The following is a 25576-nucleotide window of genomic DNA, read 5'->3' on the forward strand; positions in this document are numbered from 1 at the left end:
CTTCGACTGAAATAACGCTCGAGACATCACAACACTCCTCAATCAGAAGGGTGTTGCATCCATCCCTTGAAACCGCCTCGTCGATCGCGACCCTGCCGCAGAAGTCGACGGGGAGATTAGTGCACGGGCCCATTTCGCGCTACATACGGGGTGGTGTGAAGCCGGGGTTCGCCAGGGCATTGGCCACACCGCTACCGATGGGTCCGTACTCGTCGACGAGGGTCGCGGTGCCGGTGGCCACTCCGGCGTCGCTGAAGTGCGTCAGTGCGGCCAGCCCGACATAGGGCCCCTTCGGCAGCCGCGACAGCGTCAGTGTGTAGTCGGCGTTGATCCACTGCAGGCCGCTCGGCCCGAAGTGTGTCAACGAGCTGACCATGTCGCCGGCCATGGCGGCGCGGGTGAACGGCGTCAGGTCCACGCCGGCGACCAGCGGCCGAAAGTCGCGGACCCACAGGTGTTTCGGACCCGAGTGCTGCCAGTTCGCCAAGCCCTCACCGGGTCCGGGTTCGCGCTCGTCTCTGCCGTAGGTCCACACCAACGTCGACAGTTCGCGGGGGATGGGATCGGGTGTCGGAGGCGGCGCAGGCATGGTGACCGGCGACGTCCAGATCTCGTCGGCGGGTTGTTCTCCGCGGCGGAGGAACAGCGCGGTCGCGCGCGCGACGGTCGTGTCGCCCTGCGTCATCAGCGCGTCGACCAGTTTCAGGCGGCGGCCTTGGCGGACGACGGAGGTCTCGACCCGAACCGCCGCCAGCGCGGCTGGGCGGAACAGGTCGACGGTCAGCCGGGCCGGCTGGAAGTCCGGGTCGCCGGCGTCGCGTTCGAGCACGTGACCGAGCAGACCGCCGGCGTAGTTGCCGCTGATCGTCTGTCCCCACGGCCCCTGCGCCATCGGCGCGGGCACGAAGGCGTCACCGTCGGGGGTGAAGAACGCGGCCACCATCGCGAAGACGATAGCGATCTAGTCGAACTAATGATTCTCCAGCCACTGCTCGATGTCGTCGGACACCGGATCGACGACGTCGGCGAACTCGTCGTGCTTCTCGACGTAGGACGCCACCATCTTGCAGACGGGCACGATGCGCAGCCCCTCATCGCGGGTCTTCTGCAGCGCCTCGCCGATCAGGATGGTCGCCAGGCCGCGGCCCTCGAAATCGCTGTCCACCTCGGTGTGGGTGAAGACTCGCTGACCGTCGCGGTCGGCGAACTCGGCGATTCCGACGCCCTTCCCGTCGACGGCGATGGTGTAGCGGTCGGCTTCGGCGGTGACCTCGGTGGGTGCGCCGGTCTTGTCGGTCGTCATGGTTTCTCTATACCCCCGGGTTCGATCGCGGACGCAAGGTCGCGTTGGGCAGCGGGGGAGCGGGCAACCGGGATACCCCGCCGCGGTATCCCTGCACCGCGCCGAACCGGTCGTCGCCGTCCTCCCACTGTCTGCGATAGGTGGCGATGTCGTCATGGCTGCGGCCGACGAAGTTCCACCACATGACCAGTTCCTCGGGGAACGGTGGTCCGCCGAGCAGCACCAGCCGGGCGGGCGCGCTGCCGCGGTTGGCCAGGTGCAACCTCTCCGCACCGGCGGCCTGGAACGCCAGATCGGCGGTGTCGAGTGCAGTGCCGTTGACGGCGACGTCGCCCTGATCGAGGAGCACCCCGTGCTCGAAGTCCGAATCGACCTCCAGCATCACCTCCGCCCCGGGGTCGAGGTCGACCTGGGCCCCGAGCAGGGGTGTGAAGGTGTCGACGGGGGAGCGCAGGCCTTCGAGTTCGCCGATGAACACCCGCAGCGTCGCGTCCCCGACGGCGCGCGGCGCGGGGATGAAGTGTTCGAAGCCGCGCCCGGTGTCACGCGCCTCATCGGGCAGAGCCACCCACAGCTGCACGCCGTGCAGGATCGTGGTGGCGCCCGTCGACACCTCCGAGTGGCAGATGCCCGCGCCTGCCGTCATCAGGTTGAGCTCGCCCGGGCGCACCAGCGCGTGCACGCCACCGCTGTCGCGATGCTCGACCTCGCCGCTGAACAACCAGCTGACGGTCTGCAGCCCGGTGTGCGGATGAGGCGGCACGTCCATACCCGTGCCACCGCGCACGTCGTGCGGGCCGTAGTGGTCGGCGAAGCACCACGCTCCGATCAGCGACCGCTCCCGCTGCGGCAGCGTGCGCCGCACGCGGATCGCCCTCGGACCGCCCAGCGGCACCTCCCGCGGATGCAGGACGCCCGCGAACGGGACTGCCGCGCAGGCGACTTCGGCCGGCGCCGGGTCGGTGTTGCTCACCAACCCACAGTAGGTCTATCCCGGGCTTGTCATCGCCGAACGGATCACTTCCAGATCATCGTCGCCGATCTTGAACACCCCGAAGCGGAACTTGTAGCCCCAGCGGGTCTTGTCCTCGATGAAGTTGAGCTTCTCGAGGAGCGGACGAATCGGCGTCTCATGCGCGTCGAGGAAGTCGACATTGCGCCGCCACCGTTCGACGTCCGGGGACGCCGAATCGAGATAGGGCTCGTCGTCGGCGATCTGCCCGATCGCGGTAAACGCCTGCAGCGGCGGACCATCGGGATAGACGGTGCGAGGGGAGTAGAAGGCGATCCAATCGCCGCGCGCCATCCTGCGCAGCATGTTCGGCTTGCCGTGATTGGCCTGAGTGAAGCGGCCGCGCACGCCGAGTTCGACGTGGTCGCGGCTGACTGTGTTGATCCAGTTCGTCATATCCGCACGCTAAGCGCGACGGCCGACAGTTCCAGACCTCGAGAGAAGTGCCTGTGGATAACTCGGGCCGACGCCGCCTGATTAGCATCGGACGCCGTGAGTGACGAGTCGCTGCGCGACGACCACGCCGAGCTTCTACGACGCCGCGAACTCACCGAGGACGCGGCCCGACCGGATGCCGTGACCAGGCGACACGAGGCGAACGCCAGGACCGCTCGGGAGAACATCGCCGACCTCATCGACGAGGGCTCGTTCGTGGAGTACGGCCGGTTCGCGATCGCGGCGCAGCGCCACCGCCGCGACCTCGACGACCTGATCGCACGCACCCCCGCCGACGGTCTGGTCGCCGGGACCGCACGGATCAACGGCGACCTGTTCGGCGCCGAGCGCAGCGCGTGTGCGGTGCTGTCCTACGACTACACGGTGCTGGCCGGTACGCAGGGCGCGCTGGGCCACCGCAAGAAGGACCGGTTGTTCGAGCTGATCGAGCGGCTGCGGCTGCCGACGGTGTTCTTCGCCGAGGGCGGCGGCGGGCGGCCGGGCGACACCGACTATCCGGCGGTGTCGTCGCTCGATGCGCGCGCGTTCAAACTGTGGGCGGCGCTGTCGGGCGTAGTGCCGCGCATCGCCGTCGTCCACGGTCGCTGCTTCGCGGGCAACGCCGTCATCGCCGGCTGCGCGGACCTGATCGTGGCAACCGAGAACACGTCGATCGGCATGGGCGGACCCGCGATGATCGCCGGCGGCGGGCTCGGTGACGTGCCACCCGACGAGGTGGGCCCGATCAGCGTGCAGTCGCCCAACGGTGTGGTCGACGTCGTTGTGGCCGACGAAGCGGAGGCGGTCGCGGTGACGAAGCGGCTGCTCGGCTACTTTCAAGGTCCGACCGAACCGGGTCCGGTCGCGGACCAAACACGTTTGCGCACAATCGTTCCCGAGGTTGCACGTCGGGCCTATCAGGTCGCGCCGATCATCGAGACGTTGGCCGACGAGGGCACGGTGACGTTCCTGCGGACGAAGTTCGCGCCGGAGATGGTGACGGCGCTGGCCCGCGTCGACGGCCGCCCGGTCGGGATCATCGCGAACAACACGATGGTGATGGCCGGCGCGATCACGGCCGCCGCCGCCGACAAGGCGGCCCGCTTCCTGCAGCTGTGTGACGCGTTCGGGCTGCCCGTCCTCTCACTGGTCGACTGCCCGGGTTACATGGTGGGCCCGGCGGCCGAGTCCGAGGCGCTGGTGCGCCGCGCGTCGCGGATGCTGGTGGCCGGTGCGGCGCTCAAGGTGCCGCTGATCGCGGTGATCCTACGGCGCGGGTACGGACTGGGCGCGCAGGCGATGACCGGCGGCAGCCTGCACGAGCCGGCGTTGACGGTGGCATGGCCGGGCGCGCACCTGGGACCGATGGGCCTGGAGGGCGCGGTCCGGCTGGGTATGCGCAAGGAACTGGAAGCGATCGCCGACGAGGACGAGCGCGAGGAACGGGTCAGGCAGGCGACGGCGGCCGCGCAGGAAAACGCCAAGGCGCTCAACGCCGCGGCGCTGTTCGAGATCGACGACGTGATCGACCCGGCCGAGACCCGTGATGTCGTGATCAACGCGTTGACTGCGGCCACGGCACACGCCCCGCGTCGTCAGGGCCGACGCTTCGTCGACACCTGGTAGAAGAAAAAGGGACGGTGCCGCCTGCGCCTCTCGGCGAGTGGTCGCTCGAAGCGACGATTGTGTTGGGGCCCGGGGCATGCCCGGCACCGTCGCATTCGTCAACCTGCTGGTCCCTAGAGATATTCCGGGCGATGGTCGAGGCCCGCCGCCGACCCCCCGATCCGGCGGCGAGCCGACCGGTGATCAGGCCGATTCCGCGTAGAGCCGACGGTCGCGCACGGGGTGGCCGTGCCGCTCCGCCAGTGACTTCAGCTGCCGCAGAGCAAACGTGCGGCCGCGCCCGGCCTCGGGCACGAAGATCCCCGCCCACAGACCCTCGGCGCGCGGTAACTCGCAGGCCTCCCGTGCGCAGAGCCAACGGCGAGGGCACGCGCGGCAGATGGCCTTCGCCTGCTCGTCGGCCGATGTGGTCCACCGCTCCGGGTCCCGGGTGCAAGCACCGACGGGCGTCTCATCCCATTCAGTCGTGTTCATTCGTGATGCTCCTCTGCACTGTGTGCGGCCCGTCGGTCGCGATGGCGAAAACGTAGCGCATTAACCGTAGCGATGCAACGGTTAATGCGAGTGCAAGTGCCAGCGGCTGCCGCAAGTATGCCCCTGAAGTGCGAATTCACATGCTACGGGTGCCGACAAAGCCCTAGCACAGGCTGACGCGGACACGACTGAACTGGAGCGTCGACACGATTTGGGGACCGCCACGCCGCACCAAGCCGTAGCGCGCAACATAACGGCGGATACGATTACGGCGCCTTCTCACCCCCGCCCTCGAGGACCCACCGCGCCATGACCAATCCGGAGTCGACCGACGGATCGACCGAGGCGCTCGATCAGGGCATGGTTCGAGCGGGTGCGGCCGCCGCGGCGCGACGTCGTGAGCTCAACATCAGCCAACGCAGCCTCGCGGCGGACGGCATCATCAACGCCGGCGCCCTGATCGCCTTCGAGAAGGGCAGAAGCTGGCCGCGGGAGCGAACCCGAGCAAAGCTCGAAGAGGTGCTGCAGTGGCCACCCGGCACGATCGCTGGGCTTCGGCGGGGAGAACCGGCCGGCGAGAATCACCGCCCCGCGGCGGCGCCGCGCAGCGACGAGGTGCCGTTGATCGCCGAGGCGGTGATCACCGCCGCGAGGACCTTCGACTCGGCCATCGCCGCGCTACCCGCAGCCGAGGACCCGGAGTTCGGCGCGAAGGCGGCCAAGATCCTGGCCGACCTCCGTCAGCTGGAAGCCGTCGCGGCGCGGGCGGCGCGGATCAGCAGGGTGACCCCGCCGCTCATCAAGGCGTTGAGCGCCGTGCGGACGCGCTATGACGAGCTGATGTTGCGCGCGGCGCGATCCCCGGGCGCGACGTTGGGTCAGCGCCTCTATGCGGCGCGGCGCCGGGCGAACCTCACCATCGCCGAAACCGCCCAGGCGGCAGGGGTTTCCGATGACGACATTGCGCACGCCGAGGCAGAAGAGCAGGTGCCGGTGCAGGCTGCCGAGGCGATCGCCGCACTCGTCGACGAACTCGGTTGAGGCATCCGAATCAATAGCGCTCGCGGCTGCGGTCGTCGCTGGTGGGGAAGTGGTCGGCCAGCGCGGCGGCGATCTCGAGGAACCGCCGACGGGTTTCCGCGGACATCTCCGAAGTCCCGTTGATGACGCCGCCCGGACGCAGATGCCCGTCGAACGGCACCTCGATGACCCTCTGGCCCTGACCCGAAAACTGTTGGGCCAGAATCGAACGCGTGCGCTTGTCGGCGTGCCCGTCGGAGTCGTTGAGCACGATGACCGTGCGCTGCAGCAGCCTCGTCAGCCCGCGCGCAGCCAGCCAGTCCAGCGTCTGGCCGGCCACAGCGGCGCCGTCGACCCACGGTGAGGACACCACGACCATCGCGTCCAGGTCCCGAAGCACCTCCTGGGTGACCGGGGAGTCCATCGTCGAACTGCAGTCGATGATCGAGATCGTGAAGTAGCGGTCCAGCCGAGAGGTGGCTTCCCGGTAGATGGCCGGGTCGAGCACGCGGCGACGCGCGGGAGTGCCTTCACCGGCGAGCACAAACAATCCGGCGGCGTTGTTTCCGACTCGGCTGCGGACGTCGGCGAAGGTTTCCAGATGCTGGTCGGAGGCCAGTTCCCAGTACGAGCCCTGGGCCTTGGGGTCGACCCGGCTGCCCAGCTTGCCGAACGCGGTGTCCGCGTCGATCGCGACAACCCGGTCGTCCTGACGTATCTCGGCGAATACCGAGCCGATGCTGGCCGACACGGTCGTCTTACCGACCCCGCCCTTGCCCATCACGCCGATCTTGTAATGACCCCGCAGCGCGCCCCGGATCTTCGCTTCCAGCTCGGCCTGCCGGATCTCGTCAGGCCCCGGGCCGAGGTTCACGTATCCGAAGGTGGCTCGATACAAGGCGTATCGCCAACCGCGGGTGGGCGCGGCCTTGCGCGGAGGCACCAGTTCGTCGGGCCTGATCCGTTCTGCGTAGGAGCCCGGTTGCTGGGGTGCGGCTTGGCCCTGCGGTCCGGGACCGGGCCACGGTCCGGCCGGCGGGCCGGGCTGCTGCGGAGGACGGGGCGGTGGCTGTTGCCTGGTGGGGTGGCCCCACATCCGCGGATCGGGACGGGGGGCGGCCGGTACCGGTCCGGTGTCGTGAAGAGAGTCCGGAGGTGGGCCGAATCGGGTCGGCTGCTCGCGGAAACTGGCGCGCGGTGCGTCCGGTTCCGGGAAACCCGGTGGCGGCGGCTGCGCCGGCTCCGATTCGGAGGGCGGTGGCGGCGCCTGTTCGGCTTCTTCGGGGCTCGTCCAGCCGAGTTCTTTGCGCAACGCGTCATCGCGGTCGCTCAATGCGATCTCCTCCGAATGTCGTATCGGTCCCCGGGGTCAAGTATCAACCACTGTCCCAGCTTCCCCTGGCCAGCATTCCCAGCTAACACCGAGCCGGGGGTCCCAGGGACGATGTGAGCCGTCGTGAGTCGACGTCCAGCCGGCTGCAACCGTCGGCGGGCATGCTTGCCAGCGGAAGCAGCCGCCAGCGGCTTCAGCACCCTAGGGCAGTGGAAAAGTGCATCAACAGAGTTTGCTATATCGGGCATAGGCGCGGTTATGCCGCTGAGATGACATCTTGCGCATTAACTGCAAGTTGCCTGTGCGCGACGATCGGCGGGCGCCGAGGAGCCGAAAATTGGTGACATCGGGGGTGTTCAACCGCTGGTACGCTAGCTCGCGGCGACCAGACCTGCGTGATCGGTGCCGGCCGTGTGAAGGGGTCCGCGGCAAAGGACTCGAGGTCCGTGCGCAAACGCGCGGTGCCGACAGAAGGTGCCAACGCACGACGACGGGAAGGGGTGAACGGCGATGTCCGACGATGTGCGTGTCTCCACCGCTCACCTCGGCGATCTGGCCGCTCGGCACGACCGCACGGCCGCGGACACCCGCGCGATGAGCCGCTCCGGCGACGACATCCAGGCAGCGGTCGAGAACACCCACGGCACCATCGCGGCGCCGACCGCCGATGCGCTGGATGCCGTGCTCACGTCGCGAGACCACGCCGGCGTCGCGGCCGCGGAATCGTCGGTCGCCCTCTCCGACGAACTGACCGACGCCGCCGCGCTCTATGGCAGCACCGACGAGGCGGCGGCCTCGGCATTGACCGCCCAGATTCAGACGGATCAGCTGTGAGTACGGACGCCACGCACATCGACGACGTCGTGGGCGTCGAGGTCACCATCGACGGCATGCTGGTCATCGCCGACCGGCTCGGCCTGATGGAATTCCCCACCGCCTTGGGCATCCGGCTGAACATCCCCCAGCCGGAACTGCGCGACCGCGTGTGGGATCAGGTCGCTCGCGATCTGACCGCACAGGGCGTGCTCGACGTCTTCGGCCACCCGCACCCCGAGGTGGCGGCGATGGTCGACACGTTGAGCCGGGCGGACCGCACGTTGGAAGCACGCTGGTGGCGGCGCGACGTCGGCGGCAAGCTGATCCGCTTCGTGGTCTGCCGCAAAGGTGGCCGCCATGTCGTCGCGGCCCGTGACGGCGACATGCTCGTGTTGCAGCGGGTGGCTCCCCAGGTCGGTTTGGCGGCCATGGTCATGACGGTGCTGGGCACCGCGACGCCGGCCGACGTCGAACCGCTGACGGGTGTGGCGAGCAAACTCGCCGCATGCCGCGACGCAAACCAGATCGCGGCCTACGGAATCGGCCCGTCGTCGGCGCGCGCCTACGCCGACATCATCGCCGACCCGGAGAGTTGGGCGGAGATCACCGCGATCGAGCGGCATCCGGGCGGAACGTTCACCCAAGCCGACGTCGCCGCGGGCGTGCTGGACTCGAAGTACGGACGGATCGTGTCGATTCCCCGGCGGGTGAGCGGTGAACTGTATGGCAGTTTCCTGCCCGGCAGCACCGAGAACCTGCAGCGCGCGCTGGACGGCTTGATCGAATTCCTGCCGTCCAGAACGTGGTTCGAGCACGCCACGCTCGACCCAGCAGAGGCCGCGCATGGTGGATGAGCGGTCTCAACACGATGCCGACGACGAGCGCGACGACATGGCCGCGCTCGATTTCAGCCCACCCGAGGTCTCCGACGACTCCGTGCTCGACGCCCTGGATGGCTACGGCCCGGGCGCAACCGGCGCCACCGAACCGCCGCTCCCCGTCGCCACTGTGACCAATCCGCCCGGCACCGTCTCCGTCAGCGCCTTGTCCGACGGCCGGATCAGTCGAATCAAGCTATCTCCCAGAGCAAGTGGGCTCGCAGAGGCCAAGCTCGCCGAAGAGGTCCTCGTCGTCGCCGGGCTCGCCAGCCAAGACGCGAAGTCGACGCAATACGTCAGCATGCTCGAGGGCATGCGCCAACAGGGCCACGACGACGCGGCAACCCGCGACTTCCTCACCCGCGATCTCGGCCTCCCCAGCCCGGAACAAGCCCGCGCCGAGCGCACCCGCGTGTTCACGACAAGATATGCCGGTGACCATGACTGAGCATCTCGCCAGCCTGTTCGGAAGCGCGGTCGGCATGCTGGCCAGCACACCCGCCCGCTCATTCGAGATCTTCACGGAGATCACCACTTTCGACGAATCAGCCTGCGACGCGTGGGTGGGCCGCATCCGTTGCGGTGACACCGACAGGGTCACGCTGTTCCGCGCCTGGTACTCCCGCGCCAACTTCGGTCAGCTCGCCGGTTCGGCCGAGATCTCGATGAACAGCCTCAACGCTCGGGTGCCGATCGGCGGGGGGTTCGGCGACATCACCTACCCGGTGAATTCGCCGCTGGCCATCACTATGGGTTTCGCCGCCAACGAGGCGTCGATCGGCAACTACGCCGACGCGATGGAGGCTCTCGACGACGCCCCGGCCGCCGGGGCCGAGCACCTGGTGGCCTGGATCAAGGCCGTGATCTACGCCGCCGCCGAGCGCTGGACCGATGTGATCGACCAGGTCCGCGGCGCCGCCGCGTGGCCAGACAAGTTCCTCGCCGCGGCCGCAGGTGTGGCGCACGGCGTCGCGGCGGCCAACCTCGGGCTGTTCACCGAGGCCGAACGACGGCTCACCGAGTCCAACTCCTCACCCGCCGGGGAGGCGTGCGCCCCGGCCATCGCGTGGTTCCTGGCGATGACGCGCCGCAGCCAGGGCAACGAAGAGTCGGCGGTCGCACTGCTGGAATGGTTGCAGGCCACCCATCCCGCCCCGAAAGTCGTTGAAGCACTCCGCGACCCGTCATACCGGCTGACGACCACGACCGCGGAGGAGATCGCGGCGCGCAAGGATCCGTGGGACCCGAACAGTGTCGAGGCCGACACCTCCGGCCGCGAGCGGCTCCTCGCCGAGGCGCAGGCCGAACTCGACCGACAGATCGGGCTGACGCGGGTGAAGGAGCAGATCGAGGCCTACCGTGCCGCGACGCAGATGGCGAAGATCCGCGCGGCGCGCGGGATGAAGGTCGCACAGACGTCCAAGCACATGATCTTCGCCGGCCCGCCCGGCACAGGCAAGACGACGATCGCCCGCGTCGTCGCCAATATCCTGGCGGGCCTCGGCGTCATCACCGAACCGAAGCTCGTCGAGTCCTCCCGCAAGGACTTCGTCGCCGAGTACGAGGGGCAGTCGGCGGTCAAGACCAGCCGCACGATCGACCGCGCCCTCGGCGGTGTGCTGTTCATCGACGAGGCCTACACACTGGTGCAGGAACGCGACGGCCGCGCCGACCCGTTCGGCACCGAGGCACTGGACACGCTGCTCGCCCGGATGGAGAACGACAGGGACAGGCTGGTGGTGATCATCGCCGGCTACAGCGCCGACATCGACCGCCTGCTGGAATCGAACGACGGCCTGCGGTCGAGGTTCGCCACCCGCATCGAGTTCGACTCCTACACCCCCGGTGAAATCGTCGAGATCGCCGAAGTGATTGCCCGTGCCAATGACTCGTCGCTGGACGAGCAGGCCGCCAAGCAGGTGCTCGAGGCCGCCACCCTGTTGAGCAGCCGCACGCTCAACGGCAAACCCGCGCTCGACATCGCAGGCAACGGCCGCTATGCCCGCCAACTGGTCGAGGCGGGCGAACAGAACCGTGACATGCGGCTGGCCCGTTCGCTCGACATCGACAGCCTTGGCGACGAACAGCTCAGCGAGATCAACGGTGAGGACATGGCCGCCGCGATCGGCGCGGTCCACGCACGTCTGAGCATCGGTGATTAGCCATGGGATTCCGGCTCACCACCAAGGTGCAGGTCAGCGGTTGGCGCTTCCTGCTTCGACGCGTCGAGCACGCGATCGTGCGCCGCGACACCCGGATGTTCGACGACCCGCTGCAGTTCTACAGCCGCGCCGTCTCCGCGGGCGTGATCATCGCGGTGGCGGTATGCCTGGGTGCCGCGCTGCTGGCGTACTTCAAGCCGCTCGGAAAGCGCGGCGATGACACGCTTCTCGTCGATCGCAACACCAATCAGCTCTATGTGGTACTGCCCGGCAGCGGTCAGCTGCGGCCGGTGTACAACCTGACCTCGGCGCGGCTCGTGCTCGGTAACGCCGGGACACCGGTGGCGGTCAAGTCCGACGAGTTGAACCGCATGCCGAAGGGTCAGTCGATCGGAATCCCCGGGGCGCCTTACGCGACGCCGGTCGGCGGCGCGAACACGATGTGGACGCTGTGTGACACCGTCACCAAGCCCGAAAGCGTGGCGCCGAACCTGGAATCGTCGATCATCGTCCGGCCCCTGGTCACTGACGCCTCGGTCGCGCCGATGCGCCCGGATCAGGGCATGTTGGTCGCCTACGAGAACGACATCTGGCTGGTGACCGAAAGCGGCAGGCACGACATCGATCTCGCCGATCGCGCGGTCACCTCGGCGGTCGGAGTCCCGGTGACAGCGCGGGCGACGCCGATTTCGCAGGGGTTGTTCAACGCGCTTCCCAACGCGGGCCCCTGGCGTCTTCCCGACATCCCGGCCTTGGGGGCTCCCAATTCGGTTGGGCTGCCGCCCAATCTCGTAATCGGCTCGGTGTTCAAGGCGCTGACCGAGGACGGCGAACAGCATTTCGTGGTGCTGCCCGACGGTGTCGCGAGGATCAACGACACCACCGCCGCCGCGCTGCGCGCGACCAACTCGTTCGGTCTGGTCACGCCGCCGTCGGTGGAGGCGAGCGTCGTCGCCCGGATCCCCGAACATGTCTTCGCCTCACCGCTGCCCGACAAACCGTTGGAGATCCTGCCGCGCGAGGACACCCCGACATTGTGCTGGGCGTGGCAGCGCGAGCCGGGGGATCAGGCGCCGAAGACGACGGTGATCGCGGGGCGGCACCTGCCGATCGCACCGTCGGCAATGGGCACCGGCATCGAGCAGATCGGGGGTGAGGCAACGGTTTACATCGACGGCGGACAGTACATCCAGTTGCAGTCGCCCGATCCGCGGTACGGCGAGAGCCTCTACTACATCGATCCGCAGGGCGTCCGGTACGGGCTGCCCAACGCCGACACCGGCAAGACACTCGGGCTCACCGGTCCGACGACCGCGCCGTGGCAGGTGGTCGGACTTCTGATGGACGGCCCGGTGCTGTCGAAAGAGGCGGCGCTCATCGAACACGACACCCTGCCACCGGATCCCAACCCGCGCAGGGTCGGTGGGGACTCTGCCGCCGAGTCGGCCGCAGCGCAGTCCGGAGGCGGCCGATGACGACCAAGAAGTTCACCCCGATCATCAAGCGCGGGCCAAGGCTGACGCCCGGTGAGATCAACGTCGCACCGCCGGAAGACCTGGGAGTCGAGATCCCGCCGTCGGGCATCCAGAAGGCGCTGCCGTGGGTGATGGGCGGCGGCATGCTCGGGATGATCGCGATCATGATCTTCACCGGTATCCGGCAACTGTCGCCGTACATGCTGATGATGCCGTTGATGATGATCATGGCGACCGTCGGATTCATGGCGGGAGGCGGCCCCGGCGGCAAGCGTGTCCCCGAGATCAACGCCGACCGTAAGGAATATCTCCGATACCTGGCCGGGCTCCGCACCCGCGTCACATCGTCGGCGGCCGCTCAGGTGACGTTCTTCAACTACCACGCGCCACACCCGCAGGACCTGCTGTCGATCATCGGCACCAACCGCCAGTGGTCCCGGCAGACCAACGCCGACTTCTACGCCGCGACCCGGATCGGGCTGGGTACCGAACCCGCGGTCGACCGGCTGTTGAAGCCGGCGGTCGGCGGTGAGCTGGCCGGTCCGCAGGGTGCACCGCAACCGCACCTGGAACCGGTGAGCCACATGTGGGTGACGAAGTTCCTGCGCACGCACGGGCTCATCCACGACTGCCCGAAACTACTGCAGCTGCGTACCTTTCCGACCATCGCGATCGGCGGTGACCCGGACGGCGCGGCGGGGCTGCTCACCGCCATGATCTGTCACCTCGCGGTGTTCCACCCGCCGGACCTGCTGCAGATGCGGGTGCTCATCGACAACCCCGAGGACCCGAACTGGGCCTGGCTCAAATGGTTACCGCATGTGCAGCATCAGACCGACACGGACGCGGCAGGGCCCACCCGCATGATCTTCACCCGCCCCGACGGCCTGAGCGACCTGACTGCGCGCGGCCCCCACACCGCGGACGCGGCGCCCAGCGGACCGTACGTCGTCGTCTTCGACCTGACCGGGGGTAAGGCCGGGTTCCCGGTAGACGGCCGGGCCGGCGTCACGGTCATCACGCTCGGCAACCACCGCGGCTCGGCCTACCGGATCCGGGTGGCGGACGACGGCACCGCCGACGATCGGCTGCCCAACCAGACCTTCCGGCTCATCACGTCGACGGTCGACCAGATGGCACCGGGGCAGGCCGCCCGCATCGCGCGCAAGCTGGCGGGTTGGTCGATCACCGGCACGATCATCGACAAGAGCGTGCGGGTGCACAAGAAGGTCGCCACCGAATGGCATCAACTCGTCGGGGCGCAGTCGATCGAGGAGGTGACCCCGGCGCGGTGGCGCATGTTCAGCGACACCGACCGCGACCGGCTGCGTATCCCGTTCGGTCACGAACTCAAGACCGGCGACATCATGCACCTCGACATCAAGGAAGGCGCTGAGTTCGGTGCCGGTCCGCACGGAATGCTCATCGGGACAACGGGTTCGGGTAAGTCGGAGTTTCTCCGCACCCTGATCCTCTCGCTGGCGGCCACCCACCACCCCGACCAGGTCAACCTGCTGCTCACCGACTTCAAGGGTGGCTCGACATTTCTGGGCATGGAGAAGCTGCCCCACACCGCCGCCGTCGTCACCAACATGGAAGAGGAAGCCGAACTGGTCAGCCGCATGGGCGAGGTGCTCAGCGGTGAACTGGACCGCAGGCAGTCCATCCTGCGGCAGGCCGGTATACAGGTCGGCGCGGCGGGCGCGCTGTCCGGCGTCGCCGAATACGAAAAGCATCGCGAACGCGGGGCCGACCTGCCACCGCTGCCAACACTTTTCGTCGTGGTCGACGAGTTCGCCGAACTCCTGCAGAACCACCCGGACTTCATCGCGTTGTTCGACCGGATCTGCCGGGTGGGCCGCTCGTTGCGGGTGCACCTGCTGCTGGCGACGCAGTCGCTGAACACCGGCGGGGTGCGCATCGACAAGCTCGAGCCGAACCTGACCTACCGGATCGCGTTGCGCACCACCAGTTCCGCGGAATCCAAGGCCGTGATCGGAACCCCTGAGGCGCAGTACATCACGAACAAGGAAAGCGGTGTCGGCTTCCTTCGCGTCGGTATGGAGGACCCGGTCAAGTTCCACAGCGTCTACACCGGTGTCAACTATGTGCCGAGCGCCGCGCGGCAGGACAACGGGGAAGCACGACCCCAGGCCAACGGTCAGACCCGGCTGCGAATCCGGCCGTTCACCGCGGCGCCGATTCCGGAGACGGCGGCGACGTCATGAGCATCGAACCCGACCAGCGGGTGCTCCGCGAGGTGGTCCTCGACCAGCTGACCACCGGAGAGACCCGCGCCTATCGGATGTGGTTGCCGCCGTTGGCCGATCCGACACCGGTCAACGAACTGATCGCCAACGACCGGCAGCGTCAGCCGCTGCGCTTCGGCCTCGGCATCATGGACGAACCGCGCCGGCACCGCCAGGAGGTGTGGGGCATCGACACGTCGTCGGCAGGCGGCAACATCGCCGTCGGCGGCGCACCACAGACCGGCAAGTCCACCTTCCTGCAGACGTTGATCCTCTCAGCGGCCGCTTCCCACACGCCCCGGCAGGTCCAGTTCTACTGTGTCGACCTCGGCGGCGGCGGCCTGCTGTACCTCGAGGACCTACCGCACGTCGGCGGTGTCGCCACGCGCTCGGAGCCGGACCGGGTCAACCGTGTCGTCGCCGAGATGAAAGGCGTTCTGCGGCAACGTGAGGCGATGTTCAAGCAGTACCGCGTCGGATCGATGGCCGCCTATCGCGAGATGCGCGATGACGCGAACCATCCGCTGGCCGCCGATCCGTTCGGCGACGTGTTCCTGGTCATCGACGGATGGCCGGCATTCGTCGCGGAGTTCGCTGACCTCGAGCCCGTCGTGCAGGATCTCGCCGGCCAGGGTCTGCAGTTCGGTGTGCACACGGTGATCTCGACGCCGCGCTGGACCGAGCTCAAGGCGCGCGTGCGCGACTACCTCGGTACGAAGGTCGAGTTCCGTTTGGGCGACGTCAATGAGACGCAGATCGACCGCATCACCCGCGAGATCCCGGCCAACCGGCCCGGCCGCGCGGTGTCGATGGAGAAGCACCACTTGATGATCGGAGTGCCGCGGCTCGACGGCGTGCACAGCGCCGACAACCTCGTCACCGCGATGTCCGATGCGGTCCAGGTGATCGCGGCGCGGCACACCGACCAGGCACCCAAGGTGCGCGTCCTGCCCGAACGCATCTACCTGCACCACCTGGACCCCAACCCGCCCGGCCCGGACGCCGACTACCGCACCCGGTGGACGGTGCCGCTGGGTCTGCGCGAATCCGACATGGCGGTGGCCTACAACCACATGCACACCACACCGCACATGTTGATCTTCGGCGGGCCCAAGTCGGGCAAGACGCGAATCGCACACGCTGTTGCGCAAGCGATCTGCGCGCGCAACAGCCCCGACCAGGTGCGATTCATGCTGGCGGACTACCGGTCCGGCCTGCTGGACGCGGTTCCGGAGACACATCTTCTGGCAGCGGGTGCCATCAACCGCAACAACGCGAGCCTGGAAGAGGCGATCAAGGCGTTCGCCATCAACCTTCAGAGGCGGCTCCCGCCCGCAGACCTCACCACGGCCCAGCTGCGCGCCCGGTCCTGGTGGAGCGGGCCGGACGTGGTGCTGCTCGTCGACGACTGGCACATGATCGTGGCCGCCAGTGGTGTGGTGCCGCCGATGGCACCGCTGTTTCCGCTGCTGCCCGCGGCCGCCGACATCGGCCTGCACATCATCGTCACCTGTCAGATGAGCCAGGCACACCGCGCCACCATGGACAAGTTCGTGGGCGCCGCATACGGCGCCGGATCTCCGACGCTGTTTCTCTCGGGGGAGAAACAGGAGTTTCCCTCGAGCGAAGTCAGGCTCAAGCGTCGTCCCCCCGGCCAGGGATTTCTGGTCTCACCGGATGGCAAGGAAGTCATCCAGGCGGCGTATGTGGACCCCCCGGAAGAAGTTGTGTAATGAGCACCCCCGGGCCGCGGTTAAGATTGGTCGACACACGCCAGCAAATTTTGTGGCAAGGCCTTAGCAAAGAGGTCGGGGAACGGTTCCTGGCTGGCGGACAGCGGCGTCCGAGCGTGCACAAGTTCATACGCATTGAATTCATGACCCACGAGGAGACGAACAGATGGAACCGTTGATGCACAATCCGGGTGCGGTCGGAGTCGGCGCCCAGGTCGTGGCTAACGGCACCCGTGGCCTCGCCGCGGGCACCACTGCCGGCGCGGCGGTCACCGCAGTGGTTCCGGCCGGTGCCGATGAGGTGTCGGCGCAGGCGGCGGTCGCTTTCGCGGCCGAGGGCGTGGAAACGCTCGCGATGAACACTTTTGCCCAGCAGGAACTGGCCCGGATGGGCGCGGCCGTCATCGAAGGCGCCGGGATCTACACCGCCGTGGACGGCGCGAACGCCACGACGTTCTGAGCGCGGACCACCGCACACCCTCACTCGACGAACCAGGGAAGACCTAGACGATGTTCTGGCACGCCATGCCGCCAGAATTCAATACCGCCCGGCTGATGGCCGGCGCGGGCGCGGCGCCGATGCTGCAGGCCGCCGCGGGCTGGGAGGCGTTGGCGATCTCGCTGGAAACACAGGCAGACGAATTGGCCGCGAGCCTGGCGTCGCTGACGGCGGTGTGGAGTGGTACGGCCAGCGAGCGGGTCGTGGCCGCGACGATGCCGATGGTGGCGTGGCTGCGGACCGTGTCCGCGCAGGCCCAAAAGCGGGCGTTTCAGGCCACCGCGCAGGCGAACTCCTACAGCCTGGCGATGGCCACCACGCCGCCGCTGCCGGAGATCGAGCAGAACCACATCACCCACGCGGTGCTCGAAGCCACCAACTTCCTGGGCGTCAACACGGTGCCGATCGGGATCAACGAGTTCGACTACTTCGTCCGCATGTGGAACCAAGCGGCCGGGGCGATGGACGTCTACCAGGCCGAGACCGCCGTGAACCTCCTGTTCGAACCGATCATGCCCCCCAAGCCGATCGTGATGCCCGGTGTGGCCGCCGGCGCGACGGCGGTCGCGGCTGGGTACGCCGCGGCGTCGGCGCCGATGACGGCCATGCGCAACGCCGTGATCGCGCAGGTGAGCGCTCAGGCCTCGATGGAGTCGGCGGTGCTGCAGGGTGGACGCGCGACCGCCCAGATCGGCATGTCGGCCCAGCAGGCCGAGGGTCAGGTGCAGAAAGCCGAGAACCTCGCCCAGCGGGCGGCGAGCCCGAACCAGATGACCCAGCAGGGCATGCAGATGGGCATGCAGATGGCGTCGCAGTTGGGGTCGTCGCTGGCGCAGGTGCCGCAGCAGGGCATGCAGATGGTGATGCAGCCGGTGCAGCAGATGACCCAGCCGTTGCAACAGGTCACCTCGTTGTTCACCCAGCTCGGAAGCAGCTTGGGCAGCGAGAAGATGCAGGTGGGCCTGGTCGGGGCCAGCCCGCTGTCGAATCACCCGCTGGCAGGTGGCTCGGGGGCGACGTCCGGCGCGGGGCTCGTGCGAGCCGCGTCGTTGCCCGGTGCGGGCGGGACGATGGCCCGCACCCCGTTGATGGCCGACCTGATCGGTCAGCCCGCCGCGATGTCCGGCGGGCCGGGCGCGGCAGCCGGCGCAGGCGGTGCCGGGCTGGCACCGGTCGGCGCGGGAGGCGGTGCCGGACCGATGGGCCAGATGGGCCAGCGAGCGACCAGCGGGGGAAGCAAGCACGGATTGACGGCGCCGCGGGTCCTACCCCAGGACCTCGGCGAAGACGAGGACGACGACTGGTGATCGTCCACCACGACTTCCCGGTCACCCGACCGGAAAGACTCGCCAGCGATGGTGAGGACAGAGGAAGAGAGAAAGAGTATCCAGCATGGCAATGAATACCGATGTTGCTGTCCTCGCCAAGGAGGCAGCGAACTTCGAACGGATCGGTGGAGAGCTGCAGGCCGTCATCGGACAGGTGGAGTCCACGGCAGGCGCCCTGTCCGCGCAGCTGATCGGCGAGGCCGGCTCGGCCGCACAAGCCGCCCTGATGCGCTTCCACGAAGCCGCCGTTCGTCAGGTCCAGGCGCTCAACGACATCTCGGCCAACATCCACTCCGCCGGCGCGCAGTACGCCGCGACGGATAGCGACCAGTCCGCGGCGCTGTCGACCGCGATGCAGTTCTGAACCCAACCCGACGAACGGAGAACACACCATGAGCGAAAAGGTTTACAACTACGCGGCGATCGACGGGTCGTCGGCCGAGATCAACACCGCCGTCGGCCGGACCGAGGGTCTGCTCGAGGAGGGCAAGGCCTCTCTCACCGCTCTCGCCGGAGTCTGGGGCGGCACCAGCTCGGAGGCCTACCAGGCCGTGCAGATGCGCTGGGACACCGCTTCGGCCGAGCTCAACGCCGCCCTCCGGCAACTCGCCGCCACTATCCAGGAGGCGGGCGGAAGCGGGGGGACCATGTTCCAGGCCGACAAGATGATCGAAAGCTCGTTCGGCGGATAGGAACTGCACGCGGGTGGGCAGGTTTCATCCTTCCGGGGGGTCTTGCCCACCGCGTGTGTCCTCGCTTAGCGACTACATAGAGAGGTTCTCATGTCGGCAGACTATGACCGGCTTTTCCACTCCGCGGGAGACGCTGTCCAAACAGCCGACGACGACGCAGTGGATCGCGACACCACCAGTGCGGCCACGCGCCCGCCCGCACCCGTGCCCAGTGGCCACGTCCCTGTCGAGATGACGGGGCCGACGGTGTCGGTCGGACAGACCAAACAGGCGCCGCCGCCGCAGCAGAACGAGATCACCACGCAGATGCCGGCCGCGCGGTCGACACCACCGCCGCCGCAACCGAATTCGATGATGCGCGTGCCGATGAGCGGCGCACCGGCCGGCGCACGGTTCGAGCAGCCACGCTCGGCGCCCGCACCGGCGCCGCGGCCTGCGCCCGCACCCGCGCCGAGCCAGCACTTCGCCGAATCGGAGAAGAACGGCGCCCTCGCCAGTGCCCCGCCCGCGCAGACGTCGGCGGCCACCATCGGCAATCACCGCGCGATCGACGCGCTGTCGCATGTCGGGGTGAAGTCGGCGGTGAAGATGCCCTCGCAGCGGGGCTGGCGCCACGTGCTCTACATGCTGACGCGGATCAACCTGGGCTTGTCACCCGACGAGCTCTACGAGATGGAACTGCACACCCGGATTCGCCGGAACGCCAGGGACTCCTACCAGATCGGTGTGTTCGGGCTCAAGGGCGGTGTCGGCAAGACCGCCGTGACCGTCGCGCTCGGTTCGGCGATGAGCAAGGTGCGCGGCGACCGAATCCTGGCCGTCGACGCGGATCCCGACGGCGGCAACCTCGCCGACCGGGCCGGCCGCCAGTCCGCGGCCACCATCGCCGATCTGCTCGCCGACAAAGAACTGCAGCGCTACAACGACATCCGCGCCTACACGAGCATGAACGGCGCGAACCTCGAGGTACTTTCGAGCGAGGAGTACAGCGGAGCCCGGCGCGAGTTCAACGACGAGGACTGGAAGGGCGTGACGAACATCGTGTCGCGCTACTACAACCTCGTGCTCGCCGACTGCGGAGCCGGACTGTTCCAGCCCGCCGCCCGCGGTGTGCTGTCGACCGTCTCGGGCCTGGTCATCGTGGCGAGCGCGTCGATCGACGGTGCCCGGCAGGCCGCGATGACCATGGACTGGTTGCGGCAGAACGGATATCAGGATCTGCTCAGCCGCTCGTGCGTGGTGATCAACCACATCGTGTCCGGCAAGCCGAACATCGACGTCGAAGATCTCGTCGCGCAGTTCGAGCGCCACGTACCGCCGGGGCGGGTCATCGTGCTGCCGTACGACAAGCACATCGCAGCGGGCACCGAGATCCAGCTGGATCTGCTGGGCAAGACGTTCCGGCGCCGGATCGTCGAGCTGGCCGCCGCCCTGTCCGACGACTTCGACAGGCTCGAACGCCGGTGACCTCAACCGCCGCAGCGACATCCGCCTCGAGCGTCACGCCCGGGCGGCCGTCGACCACCCGGGTCACCATCCTCACCGGACGGCGCATGACCGATCTGGTCTTGCCTGCGGCGGCGCCGATCGAAACCTACATCGACGAGACCGTCTCGGTGTTGGCCGAGCTTCTCGAGGACACACCCAAGGATGTATTGGCGGGGTTCGACTTCAAGGCACAGGGCGTGTGGGCGTTCGCCAGGCCGGGTGCGCCGCCGCTGAGGTTCAGCGAGTCGCTTGACGAGGCGGGGGTCGTCGACGGATCGCTGCTGACGTTGGTCTCGGTCAGCCGCACCGAGCGCTATCGACCGCTCGTCGAGGATGTCATCGACGCGATCGCCGTACTGGACGAGTCGCCGGAGTTCGACCGCTCGGCTCTGAACCGCTTTGTCGGAGTGGCCATTCCGCTGGTATCGGTGGTCGTCACGGCGATGGCGATGCTGGCGTGGTCGCGCGCCGGGCACGACTGGTGGTGGGCGGTCGCTCTCGGAGTGCTGGGGTTGGGTCTGCTCGGCGGTAGCGCGGTGGCCAACAACCGCTACCGGAACGTCGACCTGGCCGAGAGCCTGTTGACGGCGGCGCTGCCGACGCTCGCGGGTGCGGTGGCCCTGGCGGTCCCCCTTCCCCGGGGCGTCGACTCGCTGGGCGCACCGCAGATCGCGGGTGCCTCCGCGGTGGTGTTGTTGTTGACGTTGGCCACACGCGGCGGGCCCCGCCGCAGAGCGGAGCTGGCGTCGTTCCTGGCGATCGCGTCGATCGCGGCGACGGCTGCGGCGGTGGCCTTCGGCTACGGATGGCAGCACTGGGTGCCCACGGGAGCGATTGCGTTCGGTCTGATCGTGGTCACCAATGCCGCCAAACTGACCGTCGCGGTCGCCCGCATCGCGTTGCCGCCGATCCCGGCCCCGGGGGAGACGGTGTCGAACGACGAACTGCTCGATCCCGTCGCGACATCGCACAGCGAGGAGGAGTCGCCGACCTGGCAGGCGATCATCGCCTCTGTTCCGGAGTCGGCGACGCGCCTGCACGAGCGCAGTCAGTTGGCCAGGCGGCTGTTGATCGGATTCGTCACGGCGGGCGCCCTCGTGCTGTCGGTCGGCGCGATCGCGGTCCTGACGCAGGGCCACTTCTTCGTGCACAGCATGAGCGTCGCGGGCCTGACCGCGGTGATCTGTGGATTCCGGTCCCGGTTGTATGCCGAAAGATGGTGTGCCTGGGCGCTGTTGACGGCTACCGTTGCCATCCCGACGGGCGTGATGGTTCGGCTGTGCCTGTGGTATCCGGACAGGGCCGGGTTGGTCCTGGCGATCTACGCGCTCGCGGGCATCGTCGCATTGACCGCCGTCGGTGCCACGGCGAGCGTGCGCCGGATCTCACCGGTGACGAAGCGGATCCTCGAACTGCTCGACGGCGCCGCGATCGCCGCGGTGATCCCGATGCTGCTGTGGATCGCCGGCGTCTACGACCTGCTGCGCAACTTGCGGTTCTAGCTCCACTGCGTCGCGGGGCGGTCCCGACGCTCACCGTCGACGGTGACGTCGACGCGCTCGTCGAAGAAGCAGATGTGGTCGCGGACGCGTTCGCCGTCGGGCAGGGGATCGCGGTAAGTCCACGCGACGTCGCGGGGCCCGTCGGGCACCGAGAAGTACGACGCCCGCCCCTTGTACGCGCAGTAGGAGATGGTGTCGCTGTCGACGAGGTCGGCGACGACGTCCTCGCGCGGCAGGTAGTACCGCACCGGCAGATGCGTCTCGAACAGCAGCAGCGGGCGCTTCGATTCCGCGAGCAGGTGGCCATCGGATTCGATGCGGACGTGGCGGCTGCTCGTCAGGATGTCGATGCGGTGATACGGGTCGTGCGGATGGCTGACGATCGGCTCGTCTTCTTCGTGCCATTCGAACGCGCCGAAGTTCAGGACCGCGTAGGCGGCGAGGTCGGGGTCCTCGGGTTGGAAGGCCGCTGCGGGTGCCGTCTCCTCGCCGGCGATGACGTCGAACTCGGCACCGGGACACGAATGGGCGCCGAACGGGACCGTGGGATCGAGCACCGCGCGGTCGACGCCGGGGCGATCCGCGTCGTCGTCGCCGGATTCGGCGCCCGCGGGCACCAGCTGCCCGGCGAGGTCGGCGACCGGAACCGCGTATGTCGGCAGGATCCGGCGTGGTTCCCACACCAGCACGGCGTCGCAGGTGTCGACGAGCGGTGCACCGGCAAGGGCCACGCGAATCCGCTTCGGCGTCGGTTCGTACCGCAGGGCGTCGAGGCTTCCGCGCAGCAGGTCGGCCATCCGAACGGCCATCGGGCACCCCTTGTCCGCTTATCCGCGAGTCATTTGCGAGGCGGGCGCAACACGTTCATCGCCAACCGCATTATCGGCGCGGGCACCCGGTCCTTGGCCGAAAGCGCGGCATCGGCGGCCCGACCGCGTAGCGGCGTACCGCGCCCGAACATGCGGTTGAACGGCCCGCCGCTCGGTTCGAGGTCGAAGTGCAGTGGGGGCTTCCCGTCGGCCGCGCCGAGCGCATTGGCGATGACGACCCTCTGAATCTCACTGGTCCCCTCGAAGATGGTGTACAGCTTGGCATCCCGGTACCACTTCTCGACGGGATGGTCCGTGATGTAGCCCCAGCCGCCCATCGTTTGGATGGCGCGTTCGGTGGCGCGGACCGCGACCTCGCTGGCCGCGAGCTTGGACATCGAGCCCTCGCCGCGTTCGAACGGGACACCGCTGGCGGCCATCCACGACGCGCGCCAGGTGAGCAGGCGGGCGCCGTCGAGGGTGGTCGCCAGTTCGGCGAGGGGGAACGCGATGCCTTGATTGTCGATGATGGGGGCGCCGAACGCCTCTCGCCGATTGGCGTACTCCGTGGCGTATTCGAGTGCGGCCCGGGCGATTCCGAGGGCCTGGGCGGCGACCATCGGCCGCGTCTGTTCGAAGGTGCCGAGCGTCGCCGAGCCGGAGTGCTTGGCGCCTTCGACGGCTTCGCGGGCCTTGGCCAGCTTGTAGTCGAGTTTCTCTTGGCCGCCGAGCAGGTTGTCGGCGGGGACGCGCACGCCGTCGAACTTCAGCTCGGCGGTGTGCGAGGCGCGGCAGCCGAGCTTGTCGAGCTTGCGGACCATCTCCAGACCCGGGGTGCCGCCGGGGACGATGAAGAGCGCCTGGCCCTTGTGTCCGAGTTCTTGGTCGACGACGGCGTTGACCACGTGCACGTTGGCGATACCGCCGTTGCCGATCCACATCTTGTGGCCGTCGATGATCCAGTCGTTGCCGTCGCGCCGGGCCGTGGTGCGCAGGTTGCGGACGTCGCTGCCGCCCTCGGGTTCGGAGATCGCCAGCGCCGCCAGCTTGAGATCGCCTGGGGTGCCGAAGCATTCGGGTGCCCACTGAAGCATCTGTTCGGGCGACGCGGCCTGGCCGATGGCCGACAGCGCGAGCGCGGGCATGACCACGGCCAGGCCGATGCCGGCGCATCCCCAGAAGAGCTCCTCCATGAACATCGGCAGGGAAAGCCCGGTCGGGTCGCCGATGAGGTCGCGGTAGAACAGGGGACTGTAGAAGCCCCGCGTGGCGGCTTCCTCGAGGACCGGCCAGGGGAACTCCTGGCGTTGGTCGTACTCGAGGGCCACTGGACGGACGCATTGCTCGGCGAATTCGTGGGTCCGTCGCGCCAGGTCGTGCTGCGCCTCGGTGGGCGTCAGGTCGAAGGCCACGACAGTGTGTTAGCCACGCCTGCGTATTCCGAAACACTTGTTCGCTGAAATGGACGGCCCCCGGATGCCAGGGGGTGCATCCGGGGGCCTGTCTCGCGGGGTAGCTACTTGACGTCTACATAGATCGTCTTGTTGATCACCCGGGTGTTGCGGTCACCGCCGACACCCAGGCTGTCGGTCTGGGTGTAGGTCTGACCGGGGCGCACCGCCACCACGGACGCCTTGTCCAGCGGGGCGTTCCCGATGCGGTTCACGATCACGTGGTAGCCCTGCGATTCCAGCTCGCTGATGGTCTGCTGCGCACTTCCGGGTCCAGATGGTGCGGCCTGGACCGGTGCGGCCAGTCCGATCAGAGCGGCGGCAAGGGCGCTAGCGGCGACGGTAGCGATACCAAACTTCTTCATTTTGGAGCCTTCTTCTTTTGTTCGTTTCGTATCCGAGCCGTGGCATGTGTCGCGGTTCGTAGCTGCAGCTGATCTTGGAAACCACGTGGTCAGAGGTTTTAATTCCGATGGCAGAAATTGATTGCCGGATGGCAGAAATAGTGCTGCGGCACAGCCGATCGGCCATGTTCGGACGGCCGAAATGGCCCACCGGCGGCGGGCGGTGAGTGGCGGTGCCTGCCGCACGCCCCGTGTGGGAACGGTTCGCGTCCAGCAACCAGGTTCTCGAACGTATGATCGAGCGATGGGCGAGCTGAAAGGTATCGGATACAACGGCCAGCCCGTCCAGCAAGCCTTCCGTCGTGTCGATCCGCCGATCGCCGTGCTCGTCGACCTGGCCGCGGTCTTTCCGCGCGAACCGCATGCCGTCGGCGGCTACAACCCGGCCGGTCTACAGATGCACGCGGTTGTCGAAGGGCGACTGACGTGCTGGGGTTTGTGCGAGCAGGGCTACTGGTGGGGGCTGGTGACCTACGAGATCGCCTACGGCGCGCGCCGGAAACCCGTCACGCATTGGATTCCCGCATGGACGCTCAAGCCCAAGGCGGACTGACCGCGCCCCCACGCTAAGAAGCCGCCTGACCCAGCCGCCGCTGCGCCTCGCCCGGAGAAATACGCAAGCGCCTGGCCACATCCCGCGGAGTCGCGCTCCGGTCGAGAAGCAGGCGACCGAACAGCCGCTGCTCGAGCGCCGCGACGTGATTGTCGAGCTTGTCGAGCTGCTCGATCAGCGCGTAAAGCTCGGTGCGCGTCAACCCGTCGAGCCGGAGACTCGCAAGCTCTCGGTACAGCGACTCCAGCCCGGTGAGCACTGTGATGTCTCAGCACATCGGTGACAGTTCTGCATCAGGACATCGGTGACGGTTGGTGTGTCAGGACTTCGGTGA

At 68.0% G+C, this 25576-nt stretch carries 26 protein-coding genes; 16 read left to right on the top strand and 10 right to left on the bottom strand.

Annotation, left to right across the window (positions count from 1 at the left end; all coding sequences use genetic code 11):
* Window positions 1–139: 139 nt before the first annotated feature.
* From A5790_RS16825 to A5790_RS16840, 4 genes are read right to left on the bottom strand one after another with little or no spacing between them, the layout of a single operon-like run.
* Window positions 140–943: an acyl-CoA thioesterase domain-containing protein gene (locus A5790_RS16825; protein ID WP_066846562.1), complete on the bottom strand. Its 804-nt coding sequence runs from the start codon at window positions 941–943 to the stop codon at window positions 140–142.
* Between the two features lie 27 nt (window positions 944–970).
* Entirely contained in the window at window positions 971–1303 is a 333-nt protein-coding gene (locus tag A5790_RS16830) for a GNAT family N-acetyltransferase (RefSeq protein ID WP_066846565.1), read from the bottom strand.
* Between the two features lie 7 nt (window positions 1304–1310).
* Complete coding sequence (locus A5790_RS16835; protein WP_066846568.1) at window positions 1311–2276, bottom strand: pirin family protein; 966 nt, start codon at window positions 2274–2276, stop codon at window positions 1311–1313.
* Window positions 2277–2291: 15 nt separating this feature from the next.
* Window positions 2292–2711, bottom strand: a complete 420-nt coding sequence (locus A5790_RS16840; RefSeq protein WP_066846571.1) for an EVE domain-containing protein — start codon at window positions 2709–2711, stop codon at window positions 2292–2294.
* Between the two features lie 96 nt (window positions 2712–2807).
* Between A5790_RS16840 and A5790_RS16845 the strand changes: the two genes are divergently transcribed.
* The gene (locus tag A5790_RS16845) at window positions 2808–4376 is read left to right on the top strand and encodes an acyl-CoA carboxylase subunit beta (protein ID WP_066846574.1); all 1569 of its coding nucleotides are present in this window, start codon (window positions 2808–2810) and stop codon (window positions 4374–4376) included.
* 183 nt (window positions 4377–4559) lie between these two features.
* Here A5790_RS16845 and A5790_RS16850 read toward each other — a convergent pair whose 3' ends face one another.
* Window positions 4560–4850 carry a WhiB family transcriptional regulator gene (locus A5790_RS16850; RefSeq protein ID WP_066846576.1) on the bottom strand — a complete coding sequence of 97 codons (291 nt, stop codon included), beginning with the start codon at window positions 4848–4850 and terminating at the stop codon, window positions 4560–4562.
* Window positions 4851–5159: 309 nt separating this feature from the next.
* Between A5790_RS16850 and A5790_RS16855 the strand changes: the two genes are divergently transcribed.
* On the top strand, window positions 5160–5891 hold the full coding sequence (locus tag A5790_RS16855; protein WP_066846578.1) for a helix-turn-helix domain-containing protein: 732 nt from the start codon (window positions 5160–5162) through the stop codon (window positions 5889–5891).
* 10 nt (window positions 5892–5901) lie between these two features.
* Here the strand turns inward: A5790_RS16855 and A5790_RS16860 are convergent, their stop codons facing one another.
* Complete coding sequence (locus tag A5790_RS16860; protein ID WP_066846579.1) at window positions 5902–7203, bottom strand: MinD/ParA family protein; 1302 nt, start codon at window positions 7201–7203, stop codon at window positions 5902–5904.
* Between the two features lie 510 nt (window positions 7204–7713).
* On the opposite strand from A5790_RS16860, the gene A5790_RS16865 reads away from it, so the two are divergent.
* From A5790_RS16865 to eccD, 13 genes are all read left to right on the top strand, one after another.
* Window positions 7714–8037 carry a type VII secretion target gene (locus A5790_RS16865; protein ID WP_066846628.1) on the top strand — a complete coding sequence of 108 codons (324 nt, stop codon included), beginning with the start codon at window positions 7714–7716 and terminating at the stop codon, window positions 8035–8037.
* 56 nt (window positions 8038–8093) lie between these two features.
* The gene (locus A5790_RS16870; RefSeq protein WP_197696813.1) at window positions 8094–8873 is read left to right on the top strand and encodes an ESX secretion-associated protein EspG; all 780 of its coding nucleotides are present in this window, start codon (window positions 8094–8096) and stop codon (window positions 8871–8873) included.
* The gene (locus tag A5790_RS16875) at window positions 8863–9345 is read left to right on the top strand and encodes a secretion protein EspD (protein ID WP_066846582.1); all 483 of its coding nucleotides are present in this window, start codon (window positions 8863–8865) and stop codon (window positions 9343–9345) included. The genes A5790_RS16870 and A5790_RS16875 overlap by 11 nt, the downstream gene beginning before the upstream one ends.
* On the top strand, window positions 9338–11059 hold the full coding sequence (eccA, locus tag A5790_RS16880; RefSeq protein WP_066846625.1) for a type VII secretion AAA-ATPase EccA: 1722 nt from the start codon (window positions 9338–9340) through the stop codon (window positions 11057–11059). Before A5790_RS16875 ends, eccA begins: the two co-directional genes overlap by 8 nt.
* A gap of 2 nt (window positions 11060–11061) precedes the next feature.
* The gene (gene eccB / locus A5790_RS16885; protein ID WP_066846585.1) at window positions 11062–12534 is read left to right on the top strand and encodes a type VII secretion protein EccB; all 1473 of its coding nucleotides are present in this window, start codon (window positions 11062–11064) and stop codon (window positions 12532–12534) included.
* Window positions 12531–14762, top strand: coding sequence for a type VII secretion protein EccCa (eccCa, locus tag A5790_RS16890; protein WP_066846596.1), 2232 nt, complete (start codon window positions 12531–12533; stop codon window positions 14760–14762). Before eccB ends, eccCa begins: the two co-directional genes overlap by 4 nt.
* Entirely contained in the window at window positions 14759–16516 is a 1758-nt protein-coding gene (eccCb, locus tag A5790_RS16895; protein ID WP_066846599.1) for a type VII secretion protein EccCb, read from the top strand. The genes eccCa and eccCb overlap by 4 nt, the downstream gene beginning before the upstream one ends.
* Window positions 16517–16682: 166 nt before the next feature.
* Complete coding sequence (locus A5790_RS16900) at window positions 16683–16976, top strand: PE domain-containing protein (RefSeq protein WP_066846603.1); 294 nt, start codon at window positions 16683–16685, stop codon at window positions 16974–16976.
* A 50-nt stretch (window positions 16977–17026) separates the two neighbouring features.
* Window positions 17027–18322: a PPE family protein gene (locus tag A5790_RS16905; RefSeq protein WP_066846606.1), complete on the top strand. Its 1296-nt coding sequence runs from the start codon at window positions 17027–17029 to the stop codon at window positions 18320–18322.
* Between the two features lie 85 nt (window positions 18323–18407).
* Window positions 18408–18707 (top strand): WXG100 family type VII secretion target, encoded by a 300-nt coding sequence (locus A5790_RS16910; RefSeq protein WP_064394652.1) that lies wholly within the window; start codon window positions 18408–18410, stop codon window positions 18705–18707.
* A 28-nt stretch (window positions 18708–18735) separates the two neighbouring features.
* Entirely contained in the window at window positions 18736–19035 is a 300-nt protein-coding gene (locus A5790_RS16915; protein WP_064394651.1) for a WXG100 family type VII secretion target, read from the top strand.
* 90 nt (window positions 19036–19125) lie between these two features.
* Entirely contained in the window at window positions 19126–20502 is a 1377-nt protein-coding gene (locus tag A5790_RS16920; RefSeq protein WP_066846608.1) for an AAA family ATPase, read from the top strand.
* Window positions 20499–22025, top strand: a complete 1527-nt coding sequence (gene eccD, locus A5790_RS16925) for a type VII secretion integral membrane protein EccD (RefSeq protein ID WP_066846611.1) — start codon at window positions 20499–20501, stop codon at window positions 22023–22025. The genes A5790_RS16920 and eccD overlap by 4 nt, the downstream gene beginning before the upstream one ends.
* On the opposite strand, the gene A5790_RS16930 is transcribed toward eccD, so the two are convergent.
* From A5790_RS16930 to A5790_RS16940, 3 genes are all read right to left on the bottom strand, one after another.
* Window positions 22022–22834: a DUF427 domain-containing protein gene (locus A5790_RS16930; protein WP_066846614.1), complete on the bottom strand. Its 813-nt coding sequence runs from the start codon at window positions 22832–22834 to the stop codon at window positions 22022–22024. The two genes, eccD and A5790_RS16930, sit on opposite strands and share 4 nt — an antisense overlap.
* Before the next feature lie 29 nt (window positions 22835–22863).
* A complete protein-coding gene (locus A5790_RS16935) occupies window positions 22864–24246 on the bottom strand; it encodes an acyl-CoA dehydrogenase family protein (protein WP_066846617.1) in 1383 nt (460 codons plus the stop codon).
* 104 nt (window positions 24247–24350) lie between these two features.
* Window positions 24351–24650 carry a hypothetical protein gene (locus tag A5790_RS16940; protein WP_064394646.1) on the bottom strand — a complete coding sequence of 100 codons (300 nt, stop codon included), beginning with the start codon at window positions 24648–24650 and terminating at the stop codon, window positions 24351–24353.
* A 283-nt stretch (window positions 24651–24933) separates the two neighbouring features.
* Between A5790_RS16940 and A5790_RS16945 the strand changes: the two genes are divergently transcribed.
* Window positions 24934–25242: a hypothetical protein gene (locus tag A5790_RS16945; RefSeq protein ID WP_064394645.1), complete on the top strand. Its 309-nt coding sequence runs from the start codon at window positions 24934–24936 to the stop codon at window positions 25240–25242.
* A 13-nt stretch (window positions 25243–25255) separates the two neighbouring features.
* On the opposite strand, the gene A5790_RS16950 is transcribed toward A5790_RS16945, so the two are convergent.
* Window positions 25256–25501: a hypothetical protein gene (locus tag A5790_RS16950; protein WP_082961765.1), complete on the bottom strand. Its 246-nt coding sequence runs from the start codon at window positions 25499–25501 to the stop codon at window positions 25256–25258.
* Between the last annotated feature and the right edge of the window lie 75 nt (window positions 25502–25576).

It is taken from the genome of Mycobacterium sp. 852002-51152_SCH6134967, assembly GCF_001667105.1.
In the GTDB taxonomy this organism is placed as follows: Bacteria; Actinomycetota; Actinomycetes; order Mycobacteriales; family Mycobacteriaceae; genus Mycobacterium; species Mycobacterium neumannii_A.